Origin of the sequence: Catenulispora yoronensis (assembly GCF_039531695.1) — a bacterium.
GTDB classification, from domain to species: Bacteria; Actinomycetota; Actinomycetes; order Streptomycetales; family Catenulisporaceae; genus Catenulispora; species Catenulispora yoronensis.
Genome location: NZ_BAAAQN010000027.1, coordinates 47896 through 66652, shown reverse-complemented (window position 1 = coordinate 66652; position 18757 = coordinate 47896). Strand labels below are relative to the sequence as shown.

At 71.0% G+C, this 18757-nt stretch carries 15 protein-coding genes; 7 read left to right on the top strand and 8 right to left on the bottom strand.

Features of this window, described 5'->3' with window-relative positions:
* Positions 1-42 precede the first annotated feature (42 nt).
* Positions 43-1251 (top strand): 4-hydroxybenzoate 3-monooxygenase, encoded by a 1209-nt coding sequence (locus tag ABD481_RS22330; protein ID WP_344667671.1) that lies wholly within the window; start codon positions 43-45, stop codon positions 1249-1251.
* Positions 1252-1346: 95 nt separating this feature from the next.
* Positions 1347-3038 carry a methyltransferase gene (locus ABD481_RS22325; RefSeq protein ID WP_344667670.1) on the top strand — a complete coding sequence of 564 codons (1692 nt, stop codon included), beginning with the start codon at positions 1347-1349 and terminating at the stop codon, positions 3036-3038.
* 131 nt (positions 3039-3169) lie between these two features.
* On the opposite strand, the gene pgm is transcribed toward ABD481_RS22325, so the two are convergent.
* The 4 genes from pgm to ABD481_RS22305 all read right to left on the bottom strand — a co-directional run bounded on the left by pgm (position 3170) and on the right by ABD481_RS22305 (position 7588).
* Positions 3170-4816, bottom strand: a complete 1647-nt coding sequence (gene pgm / locus ABD481_RS22320; RefSeq protein WP_344667669.1) for a phosphoglucomutase (alpha-D-glucose-1,6-bisphosphate-dependent) — start codon at positions 4814-4816, stop codon at positions 3170-3172.
* A 5-nt stretch (positions 4817-4821) separates the two neighbouring features.
* Positions 4822-5658 (bottom strand): HAD-IIB family hydrolase, encoded by an 837-nt coding sequence (locus ABD481_RS22315; protein WP_344667668.1) that lies wholly within the window; start codon positions 5656-5658, stop codon positions 4822-4824.
* A 255-nt stretch (positions 5659-5913) separates the two neighbouring features.
* Entirely contained in the window at positions 5914-6852 is a 939-nt protein-coding gene (locus ABD481_RS22310) for a beta-ketoacyl-ACP synthase III (protein WP_344667667.1), read from the bottom strand.
* A gap of 40 nt (positions 6853-6892) precedes the next feature.
* Positions 6893-7588: a TetR/AcrR family transcriptional regulator gene (locus tag ABD481_RS22305; RefSeq protein WP_344667666.1), complete on the bottom strand. Its 696-nt coding sequence runs from the start codon at positions 7586-7588 to the stop codon at positions 6893-6895.
* Between the two features lie 226 nt (positions 7589-7814).
* On the opposite strand from ABD481_RS22305, the gene ABD481_RS22300 reads away from it, so the two are divergent.
* The 5 genes from ABD481_RS22300 to ABD481_RS22280 all read left to right on the top strand — a co-directional run bounded on the left by ABD481_RS22300 (position 7815) and on the right by ABD481_RS22280 (position 12077).
* Positions 7815-8393, top strand: coding sequence for a hypothetical protein (locus ABD481_RS22300; RefSeq protein WP_344667665.1), 579 nt, complete (start codon positions 7815-7817; stop codon positions 8391-8393).
* Between the two features lie 161 nt (positions 8394-8554).
* Entirely contained in the window at positions 8555-9403 is an 849-nt protein-coding gene (locus ABD481_RS22295; RefSeq protein ID WP_344667664.1) for a GDSL-type esterase/lipase family protein, read from the top strand.
* A gap of 154 nt (positions 9404-9557) precedes the next feature.
* A complete protein-coding gene (locus tag ABD481_RS22290; RefSeq protein WP_344667663.1) occupies positions 9558-9887 on the top strand; it encodes a hypothetical protein in 330 nt (109 codons plus the stop codon).
* Positions 9888-10026: 139 nt separating this feature from the next.
* Positions 10027-11247 (top strand): sensor histidine kinase, encoded by a 1221-nt coding sequence (locus ABD481_RS22285; protein WP_344667662.1) that lies wholly within the window; start codon positions 10027-10029, stop codon positions 11245-11247.
* Positions 11248-11294: 47 nt separating this feature from the next.
* Positions 11295-12077 (top strand): response regulator, encoded by a 783-nt coding sequence (locus ABD481_RS22280; protein WP_344667661.1) that lies wholly within the window; start codon positions 11295-11297, stop codon positions 12075-12077.
* Positions 12078-12085: 8 nt separating this feature from the next.
* Here the strand turns inward: ABD481_RS22280 and ABD481_RS22275 are convergent, their stop codons facing one another.
* The 4 genes from ABD481_RS22275 to ABD481_RS22260 form a co-directional block, all read right to left on the bottom strand.
* Entirely contained in the window at positions 12086-13006 is a 921-nt protein-coding gene (locus ABD481_RS22275) for an NAD-dependent epimerase/dehydratase family protein (protein WP_344667660.1), read from the bottom strand.
* 42 nt (positions 13007-13048) lie between these two features.
* On the bottom strand, positions 13049-15808 hold the full coding sequence (locus ABD481_RS22270; RefSeq protein WP_344667659.1) for a cell wall-binding repeat-containing protein: 2760 nt from the start codon (positions 15806-15808) through the stop codon (positions 13049-13051).
* A gap of 107 nt (positions 15809-15915) precedes the next feature.
* Complete coding sequence (locus tag ABD481_RS22265) at positions 15916-17751, bottom strand: DUF6798 domain-containing protein (protein ID WP_344667658.1); 1836 nt, start codon at positions 17749-17751, stop codon at positions 15916-15918.
* A complete protein-coding gene (locus ABD481_RS22260; protein ID WP_344667657.1) occupies positions 17748-18659 on the bottom strand; it encodes a glycosyltransferase in 912 nt (303 codons plus the stop codon). The genes ABD481_RS22265 and ABD481_RS22260 overlap by 4 nt, the downstream gene beginning before the upstream one ends.
* Positions 18660-18757: the final 98 nt, after the last annotated feature.

Genomic DNA, 18757 nt, shown 5'->3' with positions numbered 1-18757 from the left:
AGCGGTGGATGACAGATTTACGATGCTTCACTATGAGTCGTTATGAATCCTCGACGCACTGAGACGGCGCGGCCCGGAAGCGACGTGGTCATCCTCGGCGCGGGGCCGGCCGGCTTGGTGCTGGCCAATCTCCTGCACCAGAGCGGAATCGACTGCGTCGTCCTGGAGCGCGCGAGCCGGGAGCACGTGGAGACCAGGGCCCGCGCCGGATACCTCGCCCCCGAAACAGTGCGGATCCTGGAACGGCACGGGCTCGCCGACGGCTTGCGGGCCCGCGGCCGCGAGCACGACGTCTGCGAGTTCCGCACTCCCGAGGGCCGCTTCCGGCTGCGGTACGGCGGCCTCGGCCGGGGCGAGCCGCACACCGTCTATCCCCAACAATCACTGGTCAGCGACCTCATCGCGGAGTTCACCGCGGCCGGCGGACGGATCGCGTTCGAGACCGAGGCGCGCAGCGTGACCGGCGTCGACGGCGACCGGCCCACCGTGCTGACCCACGACCTCGACGGCCGTCCGACCCAGTGGCCGGCGAGCTATGTCGCCGGATGCGACGGGCGCCACGGCGCGGCCCGGCGCGCGATCCCGGCGGCGGACGCCCGGCGGCGGCACAGCGACCACGGCGTTTCCTGGCTCGCGGTACTGGTCGCGGCGCCGGCCAGCATGGACGCGGTCGGATACGCCGTGCACCGGGAGGGCTTCGCCGGCCACATGTCCCGCGGTCCGGAGACGACCCGCTACTACCTCCAATGCGACCGTGGCACAGCAACGGATTCCTGGTCCGAGGACCGGATCTGGAGCGCGCTCGCCCACCGCCTGCGCGCCGACGAGTACGGGCCGCTCCGGGAGGGCCCGGTGCTGGAGCGGGGCATCGTCCACCTCGAGTCCGACGTCCTGCGGCCGCTGCGCCACGGCTCGCTGTTCCTGGTCGGCGACGCCGCCAGCCTGGTCAGTCCGTCGGCCGCGAAGGGCGCCAACCTCGCGGTGCTGGAGGCGGAGATCCTGGCGCAGGCCCTGGCCGCCGCCGTCCTGCGCGGCGATCCCCGGCCGCTGCTCCGCTACTCGGACCGGTGCTTGTCCCACATCTGGCGCGCACAGGAGTTCTCCCACTGGATGATCCGCCTGCTGCACGCCCCCACCGCCCCGCAGGAATCGTCGGGCTTCCACGACTCGCTGCGGTACGCCCGCCTGGAGTCCCTGCGCACGTCGCGCAGCCACCAGGACTGGTTCGCCGAGAACTACGTCGGGCTCTGAGCGCCGCTCGCCGCCGGTCACCGACGCCACCGTCCCCTCGCCACTCACCACCGCCCACAGCCATCGCATCCCCGAACCGAACGAGGACACCCACGATGACTCCTGCCGCCCTGCCCGACGACGACGCCGCCTGCTTACGGGACGCGGCCGAGTTCGTCCGGGACCACGAGACCGACACCCTGCTGCGCCTGCTGCTGCCGGGGCTCGACGGCCCGGAGACCCGGGCCCTGACCGATCGCTGCCGCTTCTCCCACGCCGCGTTGCTGGTCTTCCCCGAGGATCCGGACGCCCTGCGCCGCGACCTGGCCGCCTGCGGTCTGGCCATCGACGCCGAACCCCAGCCCAGCGTCGTCGTCCGCGCCCGCCTGGCGGCCCGGTACCGGCGCGACCCGGCGGACCTGGACGTGCGGATCCTGCGTCCGGAGGTGCTGGGCCTGGACGGGAACCGCCGGATGGTCGAGGTCTTCGCGCTGACCACGCCGCCCGACTCCGATCTGCGCGCGATCGCGGCGCTCGAACGGTGGGAGCGGAACGAGGCGCACGTCGCCTTCGAAGTGGACTGGCCGGATCCGTTGGTCCTGCACGGTTTGCGCAGCATCCTGGCCCGCCACGGCGCGACGCCCGACGGCGGCGGCTACAACCCGCACGAGGACGGCACGGTCTTCTACTACGCCGCGCCGGCCGATTCGAAGGCCGGTTACCGCCGGATGGAGCTGTTCGTCCGCGGCGACCACCAGGACGTGCTCGACGTCCACCTCGCCGAGCACCGGGCCGGGCAGGCCGGGAACACGCTGCTCACCCTGTTCACCGGCGCCTGGACGACCCAGGCGCTGGCGGCCTTCGCCGAACTGCGGATCCCGGACGCCATGTCCGCCCACGCCGGCACCGACACCGCGACGCTCGCCCAGGTCACCGGAACCCATCCGGACCGGCTCGCCCGGCTCCTGCGCTACCTCGCGGCGCTGGGCATCGTCACCGGGCACCGGAACGGGTTCCGGCTCACCGAGGCCGGCGCGCTGCTGCGCGAGGACGGCCAGTACTCGATGCGTCCGCTGGCGTTGATGTACGGAGGGCCGTTCTACGAGTCCTTCTCAGACCTCGCACATACCGTCCGTACCGGGCAGGAGGCGTTCGAGCACCGCTTCGGCGAGAACCACTTCGCGCACTTCGCCGGCCGGCCCGAGCTCGCGGACCTGTTCCAGCGTTCCATGGCGGCCAGTTCCCGCATGTTCGACCCGGTCCCGGACCATCCCGTGTTCGCGCGGGCGGCCGCCCGGCGGGTGGTCGTCGACGTCGCGGGCGGCAACGGCGAACTGCTGGCGCGGATCCTGACGGCGCATCCGCATCTGCGCGGCACGCTGCTGGAACAGCCGCACGTCGTCGAGTCGGCCCGGCGGACGATGCGGGACGCGGACTGTGCCGAACGGTGCGACTACGTATCGGGCGGGTTCGCGGACGTCCCCTCCGGGGGCGACGTCTACGTCCTGTCGCGGGTTCTGCACGACTGGGAGGACGACCGCTGCCACGAGATCCTCGGCGCCTGTTCGCGCGCGATGGCGGCCGATGCCGATCTGCTGGTCGTCGAGCGGGTGCTGGCCGACCACGGACCCGCCGCCCTGGCCACCGCCTGGGACCTGCACATGATGTGCAACGTCGGCGGACGGGAGCGCGGCCTCGGGCACTATCAGCGGCTGTTCGCGGCCGCCGGGCTGGAGCTCGTCGCCACCTCGCCGCTGCCGCTGGACGCCACCCTGATGCACGTGCGGAAAAGCAGTGGGCTGAGTTAGCCGGTCACGGCGACGCCGATGTCCGCCGCGCGCAAGGGGCGCGGGGACATCGGCGTCGTCGTGTCGGCGTGTCGGCTCAAGTGGCTCAAGCGGCTCAAGCGGCTCAAGCAGGCTGGCTCAAGCAGGCCGGCTCACGCCGAGTTCAGCGACTCCGCCACGATCCGCTCCGCCTCCGCGTGGATCTCGGCGAGATGCTCCTCGCCCTTGAGCGACTCGCCGTAGATCTTGTAGACGTCCTCCGTGCCCGACGGCCGGGCCGCGAACCATCCGGACTCGGTCGTCACCTTGAGCCCGCCGATGGCGGCCCCGTTGCCGGGGGCGGTGGTGCGCCGCGCGGTGATCGGCTCGCCGGCCAGCGTCGTCGCGGTCACGTCGTCCGCCGAGAGCCGCCCGAGAGCGGCCTTCTGGTCCGGAGTCGCCGGGACGTCGATACGCCGGTACGCGGGGTTGCCGAACCGCTCGGTGAGGCTCTCGTAGCAGCGGCTGGGGCTCTGGCCGGTGACCGCGATGATCTCGGCCGCGAGCAGGTCGAGGATGAGGCCGTCCTTGTCGGTGCTCCACACCGTCCCGTCCTTGCGGAGGAACGACGCGCCGGCGCTCTCCTCCACCCCCACGGCGATCGTGCTGTCCAGGAGCCCGGCCACGAACCACTTGAAGCCGACGGGCGTCTCGTACAGCGGCCGGCCGTGGGCCGCCACCACCTTGTCGACCATCGTCGAGGTCACCAGCGTCTTGCCGATGGCGGCCGCCGGCGGCCAGCCGGGCCGGTTCCCGCACAGGAAGTCGATCGCCACCGCCAGGTAGTGGTTGGGGTTCATCAGGCCGCTGTCGGGCGTGACGATGCCGTGGCGGTCGGAGTCCGCGTCGTTGCCGCAGGCCACGTCGAAGTGGTCGCGCTGGGTGATCAGCGAGGCCATCGCGTAGGGCGAGGAGCAGTCCATCCGGATCTTGCCGTCCCAGTCCAGCGTCATGAAGCCGAACGTGGGGTCCACCTTGGCGCCGACGACGGTCAGGTCCAGCCCGTACCGGTTGCCGATCCGGTCCCAGTACGCGGTGCTGGCGCCGCCGAGCGGGTCCACACCGATCCGCACCCCGGAGCGGCGGATCGCCTCCAGGTCCACGACCTCGATCAGGTCGCCGACGTAGGTGTCGGTGTAGTCGTGCCGGACCGTCGTGTCGGCGGCCAGGGCCCGGGCGTAGGGGATCCGGCGCACCGAGCGCAGGCCCTCGGCCAGCAGCGCGTTGGCCCGCTCCTGGATCCAGGCGGTGACGTCCTCGGCGGCCGGGCCCCCGTCGGTCCCGTTGTACTTGTAGCCGCCGTCGTCCGGCGGGTTGTGCGACGGGGTGATCACCACACCATCGGCCAGACCCGTGGTCCGCCCCCGGTTGTGAGCGAGGATCGCGTGCGACACGGTCGGGGTCGGCGTGTAACCGTCCTGGTCGTCGATCAGCACGGTCACGTCGTTGGCGGCGAAGACCTCCAGCGTGCTCATCATGGCCGGCTCGGACAGCGCGTGGGTGTCCCGGCCCAGATACAGCGGGCCGTCGATGCCCTGCGCACGCCGGTAGTCGCAGACCGCCTGGCTGGCGGCGAGCACGTGGTTCTCGTTGAAGGACACCCGCAGGCTCGATCCCCGGTGCCCCGAGGTGCCGAAGGCGACCCGCTGGTCGCGGATCCCGGGATCGGGCTGCTCCGCGTAGTAGGCGTCGATCAGACGCGGCACGTCGACCAGGTCGGCGGCCTCGGCCGGCTGTCCGGCGCGGGGATGCAACGCCATCGCCGTCACCCCGCCGCGGAATCGTCGGTGGCGGCCGCGCGCTCGACGGCCCCCTCCTCGACGGTCCCGGTGTCGAGCAGCGCGGCCACCCGGTCGGCGGTGTCCTCCCAGCCGTGGACCGCGACGCAGTCGATGCCCATGGCCTTGACGGGGTAGTCGTTGCCGCCCGGGTCGAGGCGGTCGCCGATGAACAGGACGTCCTCCTGGTCCAGCTGGAGGAAGCCGAGCATCTTGCGCATGCCGTAGGCCTTGTCGACGCCCTTCTTCGTGATGTCGACGGAGGTCGAGCCGCCGCCGCGCACTTCGAGGTCGGGCAGGCGCTCGGCGGCGTAGGCGCGCAGCCGCTCCTTCTTCGTCCCGTCCGGGTCCCACTTGTACTTGTTCTCGGCCGGGGCGCTCTGGCCCAGCGCCGAGAAGGTGATCTGGCTGCCGCGGTCTTCGAGGATGTCGCCCCAGGTGACGTCCTCCCACAGGCCGAGCTCCTTGGCCCCGGTCTCCAGGGTGTCCAGGATCTTGGCCTTCTCCTCGGGCCCGAAGTCCTCGGCGTAGACCAGATCCCAGCGGTCGGCCTCCCACCGGTAGTAGCGGGTGCCGCAGGTCGGCATCAGGTGCAGCCGCTCACGGGCCGCGTCCGTCAGTTCCAGGTGCTGGAGCACCTGGGTGTCGAACTGCTCGAACCGGCCCCCGGAGATGATGCACACCTTCACTTCGTCGAGGAGCCGCACCAGCAGGGAGGCCATGCGGGGCGCGATGGCCGATTTGGATACGGCCAGCGTGTCGTCGAGATCGAAAGTGACGAGCCGGTACTTCAACGACGGACCTCCGTTGCGCGGGTCGGACATGGCATGCGTGGTTCCGGTATCGGGTCGGGGTGGTGTCATCGGGCCGAAGTCGTGTTCGGCGGCCTCGGCCTGGGAACGCGACGACCTCGCCCCCGCGCCGTTCCGGGCTGCCCGCGTCGGCGGCGCCGGCGGGACGATCGCGCCCAAGACTATCCAATCGCCCGCCGATCGGTCGAAGCCATCACCGGGTGGCGTGCCGCGTTCCGGACCGGGATCCGGACCGGGATCGGACCGGGATCGGAGTCCCGCGACCGATCACGGACAGCGGATGATCTGCCCGGCGTAGGAGAGCCCGCCGCCGAAGGCGAAAAGCAGCACCGGCGAGCCCTGCTTGATCTCCCCGCGCTCGATCAGCTTGGACAGGGCCAGCGGGATGCTGGCCGCCGAGGTGTTGCCCGATTCCACGACGTCCTGGGCCACGACGGCGTTGACCGCTCCGATCTTGCGCGCCAGCGGCTCGATGATCCGCAGGTTGGCCTGGTGCAGCACGACGCCGCCCAGGTCCTCGGGCAGCACCCCGGCCCGCTCGCAGACCTTCAGCGCGACCTCCGGCAGGGTCGAGGTCGCCCAGCGGTAGACGGTCTGCCCCTCCTGCGCGAAGGTGTTGCCCGGCGCCTCGATCCGCACCGCGTTCCCCATCTCCGGGACCGAGCCCCACACCACCGGGCTGATCTCCGCCTCCTCGGACGCCACCACCACGGCCGCGCCGGCACCGTCCGCGACGAGCACGCAGGTGGTCCGGTCGGTCCAGTCCGTGAAGTCGGTCAGCCGCTCGACGCCGATGACGAGCGCCTTCGTCGCGGATCCGGCCTTGATGGTGGCGTCGGCGAGCGCCATCGCGTGCGGGAAGCCGGAGCAGGCGGTGTTGACGTCGAGCGCGGCCGGCGCCGGGGCGCCGATCTCGGCGGCGACCCGCGCGGCCATGTTCGGGGACCGGTCGACGGCGGTGCAGGTGGCCACGATGACGAGGTCGATGTCCGCCCCGGCGAGGCCGGCGTTGGCCAGCGCCATCTCCGCGGCCCGCGCGGCCATGAACGGGACGGTCTCGTCCTCGCTCGCCACGTGGCGCGTCCTGATCCCGACGCGGCTCTGGATCCACTCGTCGCTGGTGTCGACGATCTTCTCCAGGTCGGCGTTGGTCAGCACCTTGCGCGGCTGGTAGTGGCCGAAGGCCAGAACGCGTGAGCCTGTCATCAACTCTGTCTCCTCTACATGGAGTACGTGGCGAGCACGATCACGGGGCCGCCGGGCCGAGGTGGGCGTCCATCACCGCCGCCACGAGGCGGTCGAGGTGGTCGTCACTCGCTTCCGGGACGCCGAGCGCGAGCTGCAAGCTGCCCCAGCCCCAGAGTTGGGCGAGGCCGTGCAGGTTGGTCCAGATCGCGGCGGCGGTGACGGCGTGGGGGGAGGGGGTGGCCGGGGCGCTGCCGGCTTGGGGGGAGGGGACGGCCGGGGCGGCGGCGGGATCGGCGGGGCCGGCGGGATCGGCGGGATCGGCGGAATCGACAGCCCGGCATCGCGCGACCAGATCGACGACCCGCTCGAACAGCGGCAGGGCCGCCGCCCGCAGCCATGGCCGGCCCGACACCTGCTGTCCGCTGTCCAGCAGGTCGTGCCGGAACATCAACTCGAACATCCCGCGGCGCTCCAGCGCGAACCGGACATACACCTTGGCCAAGGCCTCGATGCGGGCGCGCGGCGGGGACAGGTCGGCCGTCGCTTCCGCGAACCGGGCCCCGAGGTCGTCGAAGCCGCGGGCGGCGATCGCCGACAACAAGGCGTGGTGCGTGGAGAAGTACCGGCGCGGCGCGCCGTGCGAAACCCCGGCCCGGCGGGCGATCTCCCGCAGGCCCACCGACGCGGTGCCCTCGGTGAGCACGAGCTCCACCCCGACGTCGATCAGACGCTCTCGCAGGGAACCCTCCGGCATAGACAGTGTCTACCACCGCGCCATAGACACTGTCTACTGCCGCACTGGACAGTCGGGCCACGGCCGCCGCGCGGCTGTGACCGCAGCGATCGCCAAGAGATTGTTCACACTGTGGCGCGCCGCCATAGTGTGAATAAGGACTCTGAGTTGCCGTCGCCCCGAGCGCGTTGCTTCGATGGACGACGTCGCAGGACAGCGACAAATTTCACGAGGGAATCGGGGACTCATGCTGTCCAGAAAACTCGCCGCGCTGCTCGCAGTCGCGGTCACCGCACTGTCCACGGCGGCTCTCGCGGGAAGCGCGAACGCCGCCGCGACCGACGCCGCCACGGCCAAGGCCTGGACCCAGGGCCAGATCGGCGCCCAGCTCCACCGCAAGGCCGGCGGCACGGTCCAGGACAACACCATCACCTATGCCAACGGCGTGAAGCTGGTCTACTCGGCCCACACCGCCGGCGCCGCCGTCACACCCGACTTCGTGCAGTGCCCCTCCGGCAACGTCTGCCTGTCCAGCGACGGCTCCATGGGCAGCATCCAGCTCCAGACCTCCTCGCTGTGGTGCGACAACGAACTCCCGGCCGGCGAGGGCTCCATGTACCTCGGCGACTACGGCCTGGCGTCCAACCTGCGCTCCGCCAACAGTGAGAACGCCTACTGGGTCAGCGGCGTCTGGTCCTACGTCAACTGGCTGGGCCGCCAGCACGGCATCCGCTGGGAGATGTCGCCCTACGGCGCCGTCTTCAACCAGTCGGCCACCAACATGCAGTACGTGGTCATCTGCCGCACCGAGGCGGATCTCCACTAGCTCCCCTGGATCCCGGTCCGCCACTCGTTCAGCGCAACTCCCCGCCGGGCATTCGCGACGAATGCCCGGTTTTCCTTTTCCCCGACCGACTGGATGGTAAAAAACTGACATAAGCCCCATAACGCACGCGTCGCCGTGCGACCGAACCCCAGGGACCGCCCATGACCACCTCGGACTTCGACAACCCCGACCTCGTCACCGTGACCATGATGATGGTGGGGGACTCGATCAGCCACGGCTCCACCGGCGACTACACCTGGCGTTACCGCTTCTGGCGGCACCTGCGGGACATGGCGGTCGCCGTCGATTTCGTCGGCCCGAAGAAGACCCTGGACACGGTCGCGACCGGGCGGATGGGCGACGAGGACTTCACCTACGCCGACCCGGAGTTCGACCGCGACCACGCCTGCCAGTGGGGCCTGATGTACGCCGCGGCCAAGGACGAGATCGCCGAGCTGGTCAGCACCCACGACCCCGACTTCGTCCTCGTCCTGCTCGGCATCAACGACATCGTCTGGCGCGGCGTCGGCCCCGAGGAGTTCGAGGCCGACCTGCGCGCCTTCATCGCCAACGCCCGGGCCGCGCGCCGCGACGTCCGCCTGATCATCGGCACCGTCCTGGACACCAACCGCGCCCACGAGGAACTCGACTTCGGCCGCCGCGTCTTCCGGTGCAACGAGGTCATCCGCAACGTCTGCGCCGAACTCGACACCCTGCGCTCCCCGATCGCCGTGGCCGACAGCAGCCGCGAGTTCTTCGCGCCCGACCACACGTGGGACGGCACGCACCCCAACGCCCGCGGCGAGCTCCGCGTCGCGGCGGCCTTCGCCGACATGCTGGCCCTCCGCTTCGCCGTCGGCCGCCCCTACCCCCGGCCGCTCCCGGCGGTCGCCGACGTCGACGGCGAGCTGAAGCGCCACGCCCAGGCCGACATCCACCTCACCGCCCCGGTCGGCGGCCTGTACCGGCAGGCCGAGCCGACCGCCGACGAGACGACGACCACCGGATGAGGATCCTGATTCACAACTACCATTCCTGAATCCATTCGATACCACCCTCGTATACTCTTTCCCTCCATTGCTTGCCCGATGAATTCACGGATCCTAGCTTTCAGATCGCGGCCCTCATTCCGCGGGGCCGCGATCTGCGAAGAAAGGCAATCCCATGAAGAAGACCATCGTGGCGGCAATGCTGGCCGGCGGCGCGCTCATCGCCCCGCTCGGGATCGCCACCTCGGCCTCAGCCGCCACCGTCGCGCCGGCCGGCGTGGTCCAGCCGGCGTCCACCAGCGGCTGCACCCTGGCGTGGCACGACAGCAACACCATCGGCGTGAAGTGCAATTGGGGCCCGTTCGTGGCCGTCGCCAAGTGCGCGAACGGCAAAACGGTGATCGGCGCGAGCGCGCACGCCAACACCACTTCCTACGCCTACTGCACCTCGGTGAACTCGCACTGGAACAACAGCTCGGCCAACTGGTACGCGGCCCACGCCTGACAGCCCGGCGGGCGCGTCCCCTCCCCCGGTTCTCCGGCGGGGGCGCGCCCGCTCCGGCGGCGCGCCTACTACCCACGTAGCAGGAAACTGAGACTCCAGTGGGATGTGCGGCGCGCCCGTTTCCTCCTAACCTGCGCATGTGGAGCTGGCGAAAAGCACCGAACGGCCCCTCGCGCCCCGCCCGGAGTGGTCGTCCATGGTGCACGGCTGGGCCCAGGCGGTGGACTGGCTCCTCGCGGCGTCGTGCGCCGTCCTGACCGTCCGCGTGGGCCTGGGCGAATCCACCGGCCACCGCCCCTACGACTCGGCCGGCATCGCGCTGACGGTCCTGTCCCAGCTCCCGGTGGCGGCCCGCCGCCACGCCCCGGTCGCCGTGTTCGCCGTCAGCTGCGCCCTGGCCGCCCTGTCCCAGGTGGCCGGCTACGGCCCGGACCTGAACCGCTTGGCACCGCAGCTGGCCTTCCTCACCGTCGCGGGCACCCGCCCGACGCCACTGACCGGAGGCTGTGCGATGGCGCTCTCCGGCTACCTGACCGCCTCGGGGCTCGCCAGCTGGCCGAACCCCCATGTCGACACCGTCATCCAGACCGTGGCCTGGGTCGGCATGCTGTGGGTGACCGGCGCCGGCTACCGCAAGCTCCAGCTCCGGAACCGGCAGCTGGCCGAGCTCGCCGTCGAACTGGCCCGCCTCAACGCCGACAACGCCCGGCAGGCCCTGACCGTCGAGCGGGTCCGGATCGCGCGCGAGCTGCACGACCTGGTGTCCCACCACCTGTCGGTGATCACCGTCCAGGCCGAGCTCGGCGGCTACGTCATCGACGCCGACACCGGCACGGCCCGGCGCGCCCTGGCCGCCATCGCCGACGCCGGCCGCGACGCCGTCACCGATCTGCACCACCTGCTCGACGCCCTGCGCCTGGACCCCGACCAGGACCCGGGCCGCGGCCGCACCCCGGCCCCGGGCCTGGGCCGGCTGTCGGAACTGACCGGACGCGTCCAGGCCGCCGGCGTCCCGCTGCACGTCACCGTCACCGGACACCGTCGCCCGCTGGGCACCGGCCTGGAGGTCTGCGCCTACCGCATCGTGCAGGAGTCCCTGACCAACATCGTCAAGCACGCCAGGCCGACCCGCGCGGAGCTGACCCTGGAATACCTTCCCCACGCCCTGCGCGTCACCGTGGAGAACGACGGCGACCTCGAACCCCGCCCCGCATCAGGGGTCAGATACGGGTTGATCGGCATGGCCGAGCGCGCCAGGATCTATGGAGGCACCCTGACCGCCGAACGCACCGCGGACGGCGGCTTCCGCGTCCGTCTCGACCTGCCGACGCCCGACACCACCGGAACAGCGCACCGCTAGCACCCGCCCGGTGCGACCACGGGGACACTCAACGGGGGAAGCCAATCGTGGCCCGGATTCTGATCGTCGACGACCAAGACCTCGTCCGCGAAGGGCTCGTCGCGCTGCTGCGCGCGGCCCCCGCCGGACACACCGTCTCCGAAGCCGCCGACGGCGAGCAAGCCGTCGAGGCCGCGGCCAGGGACCGGCCCGACCTCATCCTGATGGACATCAGGATGCCCGGCATGGACGGCATCGCCGCCATGGAACGGGTCCTCGCCGAGGCCGCCCCGCCGCCGCCCCGCGTCCTGATCCTGACCACCTTCGACCACGACGAGTACCTCCACGCCGCCCTCCGCGCCGGTGCCAGCGGGTTCCTGCTGAAGACCATCCCGGCCCGCCGGCTGTTCGCCGCGGTGGAAGCCGTCTGCGACGGGGACCTCCCGTTCACGCCCGAGATCACCCATCGCCTGATCGACGCCTACACCCACGCCCCGCCGACCGTCCGGGACCCGGCCGTCGGCGGCCCGGTCATCGGCGACCTGGCCAGCGGCGGCCCGGCCATCAGCGGCCCGCCAGTCCCCCGCTCCACCGTTCCCGCCCTGCCCCTGGCCGCGCCGGTCCACGTCGCCGCCCGACGCACGGCCACCTGCCTCACCAACCGCGAACGCGACGTCTTCCGCCTGGCCGCCCACGGCCTGTCCAACGCCGACATCGCCGCCCGGCTCCATCTGGCCGAGGTGACCGTGAAGACCCACCTCTACCGGGGCATGAACAAACTAGGCCTCACCAGCCGGGCCCAGGCCGTCGCCTACGCCTACCAGAGCGGCCTCATCACCCTCGCCGGTTGACCGCACCGTCATCGGCGTTCGGCAGCCCACGCGTCACCGACGATCCGCTCAAGCGAGGAGAACCTCGGCCGCCATCCGAGCTCGCGGCGGATCCGCGAGGTATCCGCGCGCAGCTCGGGCGCCTCCGGCGCGGGCGGGTTGTGGCGCACCGGCAGGCGGACGCCCGCGACCTGCTCCACGACAGCGACGATCCCAGCGACCGTCGCCGGGGTCGCGCCGACGTTGTAGACGTCGAACCGGCCCGGCGCCGCGTGCCCCAACGCCAGCACGACGGCCTCGGCCACGTCGGCGACATGGACGAAGTCCCGGATCGCCCTCCCGTCCCCGTTGACGGCCAGCTCCGGGAACCGGCCCGCCGCCACGGCGACAGCCTTCGGGACGATGCGACTCAGATCACTGTCGGCGCGGTTCTCCACCGCGCCGCAGATGTTGAACCCACGCAACGACACGCCCGCCACCACTCCCGCCTCGGCAGCACGCCGCACGGCCTGCTCGCCGGCGAGCTTCGTGACGCCATACGGATTCGATGGCGCCGTCGCGAAGTCCTCCGAGATCGGCTGCCGCTCAGGAGTGCCGTAGACGACTGCCGTCGACAGGTTCACGAACGGACACGACCGGCCGCCCTCCTCGATCGCCGCGAGCAGGTTCTCGGTACCGGTCACGTTGACGGCCGCGTAGTCCTCCGGCTGGTCGAAGCTCTCGCGCACGCGCGTAAGCGCCGCCAGATGAACCACCGCGTCCGCGTCCCGTACCAGTTGCCGAGCGAACTCGCGATCGCGAAGATCGCCGTGCACCAGCTTCACGGCGCCGCCGGGCCACTGGGCCTCGGCGCTTCGGCTCGTGGCGATGACGTCGTGCCCCGCGCCCAGCAACCGGTGCACAGCGGCGTAGCCGACAAAGCCCGTCGCACCGGTCACGAGAATCGCCACGGCCCGTCCTCTCCCAGATCTCGGAGGCCCCTTCTCCGCCCCCTACCTCTCGATCCCGCCGATCGTCCGGGCGATCTGGTCCTCAACCCCCTGCGAAACGACGGACGTTCCGCCGAAGATCTCGACGCCCTTCAGCCCGGTCCCGAAGCCCTTCAAAGCCGCCACCAGCCCCGGGTCCGCGGTTCCCCGGTCCGTCAGCAACAGAGGCTGCCCCGCCGTCGCCGCAAAAGCACCGCCGGTCAAGGCATCCGGGAAGTTGAACGCGTACGCGACTCCCACTCCGGTCACCGGCCGCCCCAGCCCCTTGGCCAGAGCCCCCGCAACATCAAGGGCCGTCGCGAACCGGTCAGCCCCGGCGTACGTGTTCACCACCGGCCCGGAACCACCCGACCCCACCAACCCCTTCACAGCCTTCACCGCCGCGCCTCCCACCGCGTCGACGGTCCCCTTCCCCCGCAGGAAGGCCGCTGTCGCACCGCTGACGACGTTCCCCTCCGACAGGACGATCGGCGCGCTGCGCTGCGCCGCCAGCGGCCCCGCCGCCAAGGCGTCCGGGAAGTCCAACCCGGTGGCCACGACGGCTTCCTTCCCCGCCGGGAACTCCCCGGCCACCGCCAAGGCCGTGCTGTACCGGGCGCTGCCGAACAGCCGCTTCACCGTGTACCCGGCCCGCTGCAACTCCTGCTCGACACTCGGCGAAACCGCGCTGGAACCGCCCAGGATGTAGATGGTCTTCTTCGACCCCGGCCCACCCAGGACCCGGTCGATCTCGGACCGCGTCCCTCGATCCAGCGCCGCCGGGTCCGTCAACAACAACGGCCCGCCCTTCAGCGCCGCCAACGGCACTCCCGCCAACGCGTCCGGCGCCTGGTCCCCCCGCGCCAGCACCACGGCCGCCGCACGCCCGGCCTGCCACTGCGCCGCCGAGACGGTCTGAGCCGTCGCGTAGCGGTCCGATCCGCCGAGCCGCGTCACGACCGGCTGCCCGGACCCGCCGCCGGTCGGGGGTGGCGTGGTCCCGCCGCCGGGCGGAGGCGGCGTCGTTCCGCCTCCGGGCGGAGGCGTGGTCCCGCCGCCGGACCCGCCGGCGACCCAGCCGCCCGGCGAAGGCGGGCTCGAGACCGCCGGCACCTGCTGATCGGTCCGCGGCGTGTAGGTCCACTTCCACTCCCAGCCCGCGTTGTCGAGCAACGTCACCGTGGTCGTGGGGTTCGCGTTCGGGTCCTTATACGTGTGCGCGGCCCCGAGCACGTGCTTCCCGTTGGCTCCGCCGTTCCACGACGTGCCGTCCCCCCAGTCGAACGTGTACCACCCCTGCGGCAGATATCCCGTCTGCCATCCGTCCACCGGCTGCGCTTCCATGTACAGCGTTCCGTCAGCCGCAATGGGATTCGACGCCATCACGATGTCCGGCCGGGACCGCGGCAGCACGACGACGCCCGTGGAGCTGGTCGTGCTCCGACCGTTCGCGGCCTTCGCCGTGACCGTCACTGTGTAGTCGCCGTCAGCGGCATACGTGTGCGTCGCACTCGGCGACGACTGCGCGGGCGACACCTGCCCGTCCCCGAAATCGAACGTGTACGTGACGTCCCCGGCCCAGGTGTCGCCGGCCCGAGCCACGTTGAACGTCCGCGTCTTGTACGCGGCGTGGTCCGTCACATGCGCCATGCTGATCTGGACGGTCCCCAGTCCCGTGTTCTCCACGGCGCCCCGGTCCCGCACCGCGACCGTCCCGGCGCCGGTGTCCGCCACCGCCGGATCGTCAAGCGGCGCTTGGCCCAGCGCGTCCGTGGCCGGAATCCCCGGCGCCGCCGAATCAGCCGAATCGATCAGCACCGGCAGCGTCGGCACATGCGCACCGAACCCGTTGCCCGTGGGCGCGGGGGCATCGGTGATCGGCCCGCCGCTGTCGTGCACACCCTGACCGGTGTGCGCCACGAAATCGGCGTGGTCGTAGATCCCGTTGTCCCAGAAATAGGCCTGCGGGCCGCCGGAATAGGTCGCGGTGACGTGGTTGTAGTCCTCGACAGTCCCCGCCACCGCCGTCGGCGGAACGATCAGATGGTCGATGAGGTTGTTCTCGATCGTCGTCCCCGTCGACGCCCCCTGCAGCCACAACTCGCTGTAGGGCATGGTGTTGTTGACGATCTTCGTCCCCGTCGAGTCCTCGATGGTGAACGCGCCGTAGCTGTCCTCGATGAGGTTGTTCGCGATCAGCGTGTTGGTGGAGCCCCCGTCGATCGTCGCCCCGCCCCAGTTCCCGATGAACGAGCAGTCCGACGCCCCGGTCAGCTCCACGCCGCTCTCGACGAAGGTGTTGCCGACGAACGAGACCCGGCTCGGCTGATGCGCGGTGGCGGTCGGCCCCGACAGGTCGAATCCCTTGATGACCACGTCGTGCACGTTGTCCAACTGGAACGAAGGCCCTCCGGGCGGCGCGTCGATCTCCAGCCCGGGCGCGGCGGCCTCGATCGTCACCGGATTCCCCGGCTCGCCCGAGGGCGGCGCGATCGGCGCCGTCAGCCAATAGCCCACGGCGTCGACGTTCACGCTGAAAGCGTTGGTCTGCCCGCTGACGATGACGTGGCTGCCGGGACCCGCCACGGCGACCGCGGCGTTGATCGAGCAGAAGGGCTTCGCCTTGCTCCCGACACCTGTACCGGTGTCGGAGCATCCCAGACCGGGTGTGTGGTCGACGTAGATCTTGCTCGGCGCATCCGCGTGCGCGGAGGCCGGAAGCAGCCCGGCCGACACTGCCAGCGTCGACAAGGCGAGCGTGGTGATCCGACGAGCCTGAGACATCGTCCCCCCATTTCAGACCGGACACAGCGCCGTGATCCTAGCAACGCCCTCCAACCGCGTCCCAGCCTGTTCAACCGCTTCCGGGCAGTCCCCGTGAACGGCTTCCGCTACCCGCCCGGAATCCGCATCACCACATAGGGAATCCGGTTCTCAGGGCCCATCACTTGGACCCAGCCCTGCGCGACCAGTCTCCGCATCACCGGCACCTTCGGCATCGCCAACACCGCGTACGAAGCACCGTAGGTCCGAGCCGCCTGCCACAGCTGATCAGGGTTCAGATCCGCGTACCCGTGCGGGTCTCCATGGCACTGCGCGATACCGCCGAGCGCATCGAGGCGCCGGCGGAACTCGTGCCAGGGCTCACCTCCGTAAGGCACGTACTTGCAGTCCACGACGATCCCGCGGTGCGTCGCCATCCGGATCCGCTGATCGGTCGGCGGCGAGACCAGCTGCGCGCCCACCGGCACGATCTGCTCGACCGCGCGTCCCCACCTGTCGAAGTCGCTGGTGACGTCCGTACGTAGTCCCGGCGACGCCACTCCCGCCGACCTGGCGGTCAGCAGCCCGGCGGACGCCGCCGACGCGACGAACTCGGCGCCGACCAGCAGGGTGCAGCTCCACAGCAGTCGCTGGGAAGCAGTACCGGAATACACCGCGCGCGCACCCACGACCAGCGCCACAGCCCCGATCAGCATCGCCAGGCCACCGCGATGCGGCGCGATCAGCCACGAGCCCCAGGTCGCGGGACCGACCGCGAGGTAGCCGAGCACCAACGTCACGGCCAGCAGCAACCGAGGATGCCTGCCCTTGCTCCGAAGCAACGGGACGAGGAGCCCCCACGGCGCGAACGCGGCCAGGAACGCGTCCAGCCGGAAGACGTTGATGCCCTGCGCGAGAAGTCCCAGCTCGGGCACTCTCCACCGCACCGCGAAGACCCCCGCGACCAGCACCAGTGCGGGAAGGAAGAACACCACGAACCACAGCGCACGGCGCGCCCGCGGCACAAGGAAACCCGTCAGTCCGGCGAGCCCCAGCGACGCCAAAGCCGTGTGGACGTCGTGCGAACCCCACTTGTCAGCAGCGCAGTGGTACGGAATCAGCGTTTCGCAGATGTCTGCGAAATCGCCGATGGAGCCGGCGACCGGCCGGGCCGCGAGTCCGCCGATCACCAGCACGCCGGTCACCGTCAGGGAGACCACGGCGGGCTTCAGCAAACCGGGTGGCAGCGAGTGGCCCGCCCTGCGCCGGAGAAGGTCGATCGCGAGGACCAGCCCGATCAGCACCGCCACGATCGAGCCCTGCTGCACATGGACGATCGCGGTGACCGGAGCCACCACCCACGCGATCTCGCGCCGTCCGGTCAGGATCGCCGCGACGAACAGGTAGACCAGGAATCCGCCGAGCATCTCGGGCAGCGCGATCGCGAGGACCGGCGACCCGGTGCCCATCAGCAGGCCGGGGGTCAGCGCGGTCATCGCCGATACGGACAGCGCAACCGGCAGCGCGTAGCCCGGGGCCCAGGAACGGGCGAGCAGCACCGTGCCGAGTCCGAACACGATCAGACTCGCGAACCAGTGCAGCAGGTAGACGCCCGCGAGGATCCCCAGCGAGGCGCCGAACCACGTCTCGACGTCGAAGAACCAGTGCGGCTGCGGCGCGTGGGTCATGGCCCAGTCGCCGGCGAACCAGTCGGGGTGCACCCAGTGCAGTCCGACGGTCGACAGCACGAAGTGGTCCATGCGTCCGGCCGCGTAGCCGTATCGCAGGTCCAGCAGCGTGCCGAGGACTGCCGCGCAGAGAGCGGCCTGCGCAGCCGGCACCAGGAAGGTGCGTGCCGGCCGCCGCGTCCGCGGCCGCGCCGGCGGGGCGGGATGCCGCACCGGGCCCCGCAGCCTGACCGGCTTGCGGGCACCCGGCAGGACGAGCGGCTCGGCCGCCTTCACGCCACCACCCCGTATCCGATCTCTTGCCCCGGCCCGCGCGTGGGCAGACCGACGCTTCCGGAGGTGGCGGCGGAGTTGGCGGTGGCGGCGGAGTTGGCGGTGCCGGTGCCGGTGCCGGTGCCGGTGCCGGCGGAGTTGGCGGTGGCGGCGGCGCCGACCACAGCGGCGGCCGCCCCGGCGGCCGCGAGCTCGGCCCGCCGCCGGCGCAGACGCCACAGCCCGCGTCCTATCACCCAGGCGTCGGCGATCCCGACCCGGCTGCGGGCCTCGGCCGCGGGCCGTCGGAGCCGGACCGGGACCTCGAAAGGGACCAGTCCGCAGGACTCGGCGGCGTACGCCAGTTCCGTTGACATCAGGAACCCGGGCTCGCACAGCGTGTGGTTCACGGACCTGGCCCAGGGGCCGTGCAGCACATAGGTGCCTTGGGGGTCACCGGTCCTTATCCCCAGGACGATCCGGCGAAGGAGCTGGTATCCCCGCGACGCCGTTTGCCGGACGGCGCCACGGTGGATGACCGAGTCCTTGTGGGCCTTCGACCCGATGAGTACCGGACAGTGTTCAAGGACCCGGTGCTCTGAAGCATCGAGGTCGTCGAAGCCGAACGGCAGATCGTCCGCCGTGAGCACCACGATGTCCCCCGCCGAGATCGCGATACCGGTCCGCCAAGCGTGGCCGAGCCCCTTCTCGGAGACCACGATTCGTAGCGCGGTGTCCACGGATTCCCAGTCCTTGGCACACCGCTCCAGAACGTCGTACGTATCGTCGGTCGAGCCGTTCTCGACGACGATGATCTCCGACTGCCGCCCGGCCAGGCGCTGCTCGACATCGGCCAGAGTCCGGGCGATCACCACCGCGCTGTTATGAGCGGCGATGACATAGCTGACGCTGAGGTCACGATCCAGATTCACGATACACGGTTACCTTTGTCGCGGATCCAGAACAGGACCTCAGCCATGAACAACAAAGGCACGATAACAGCGCTCCACGCGTGAACCCGGGATGCCAC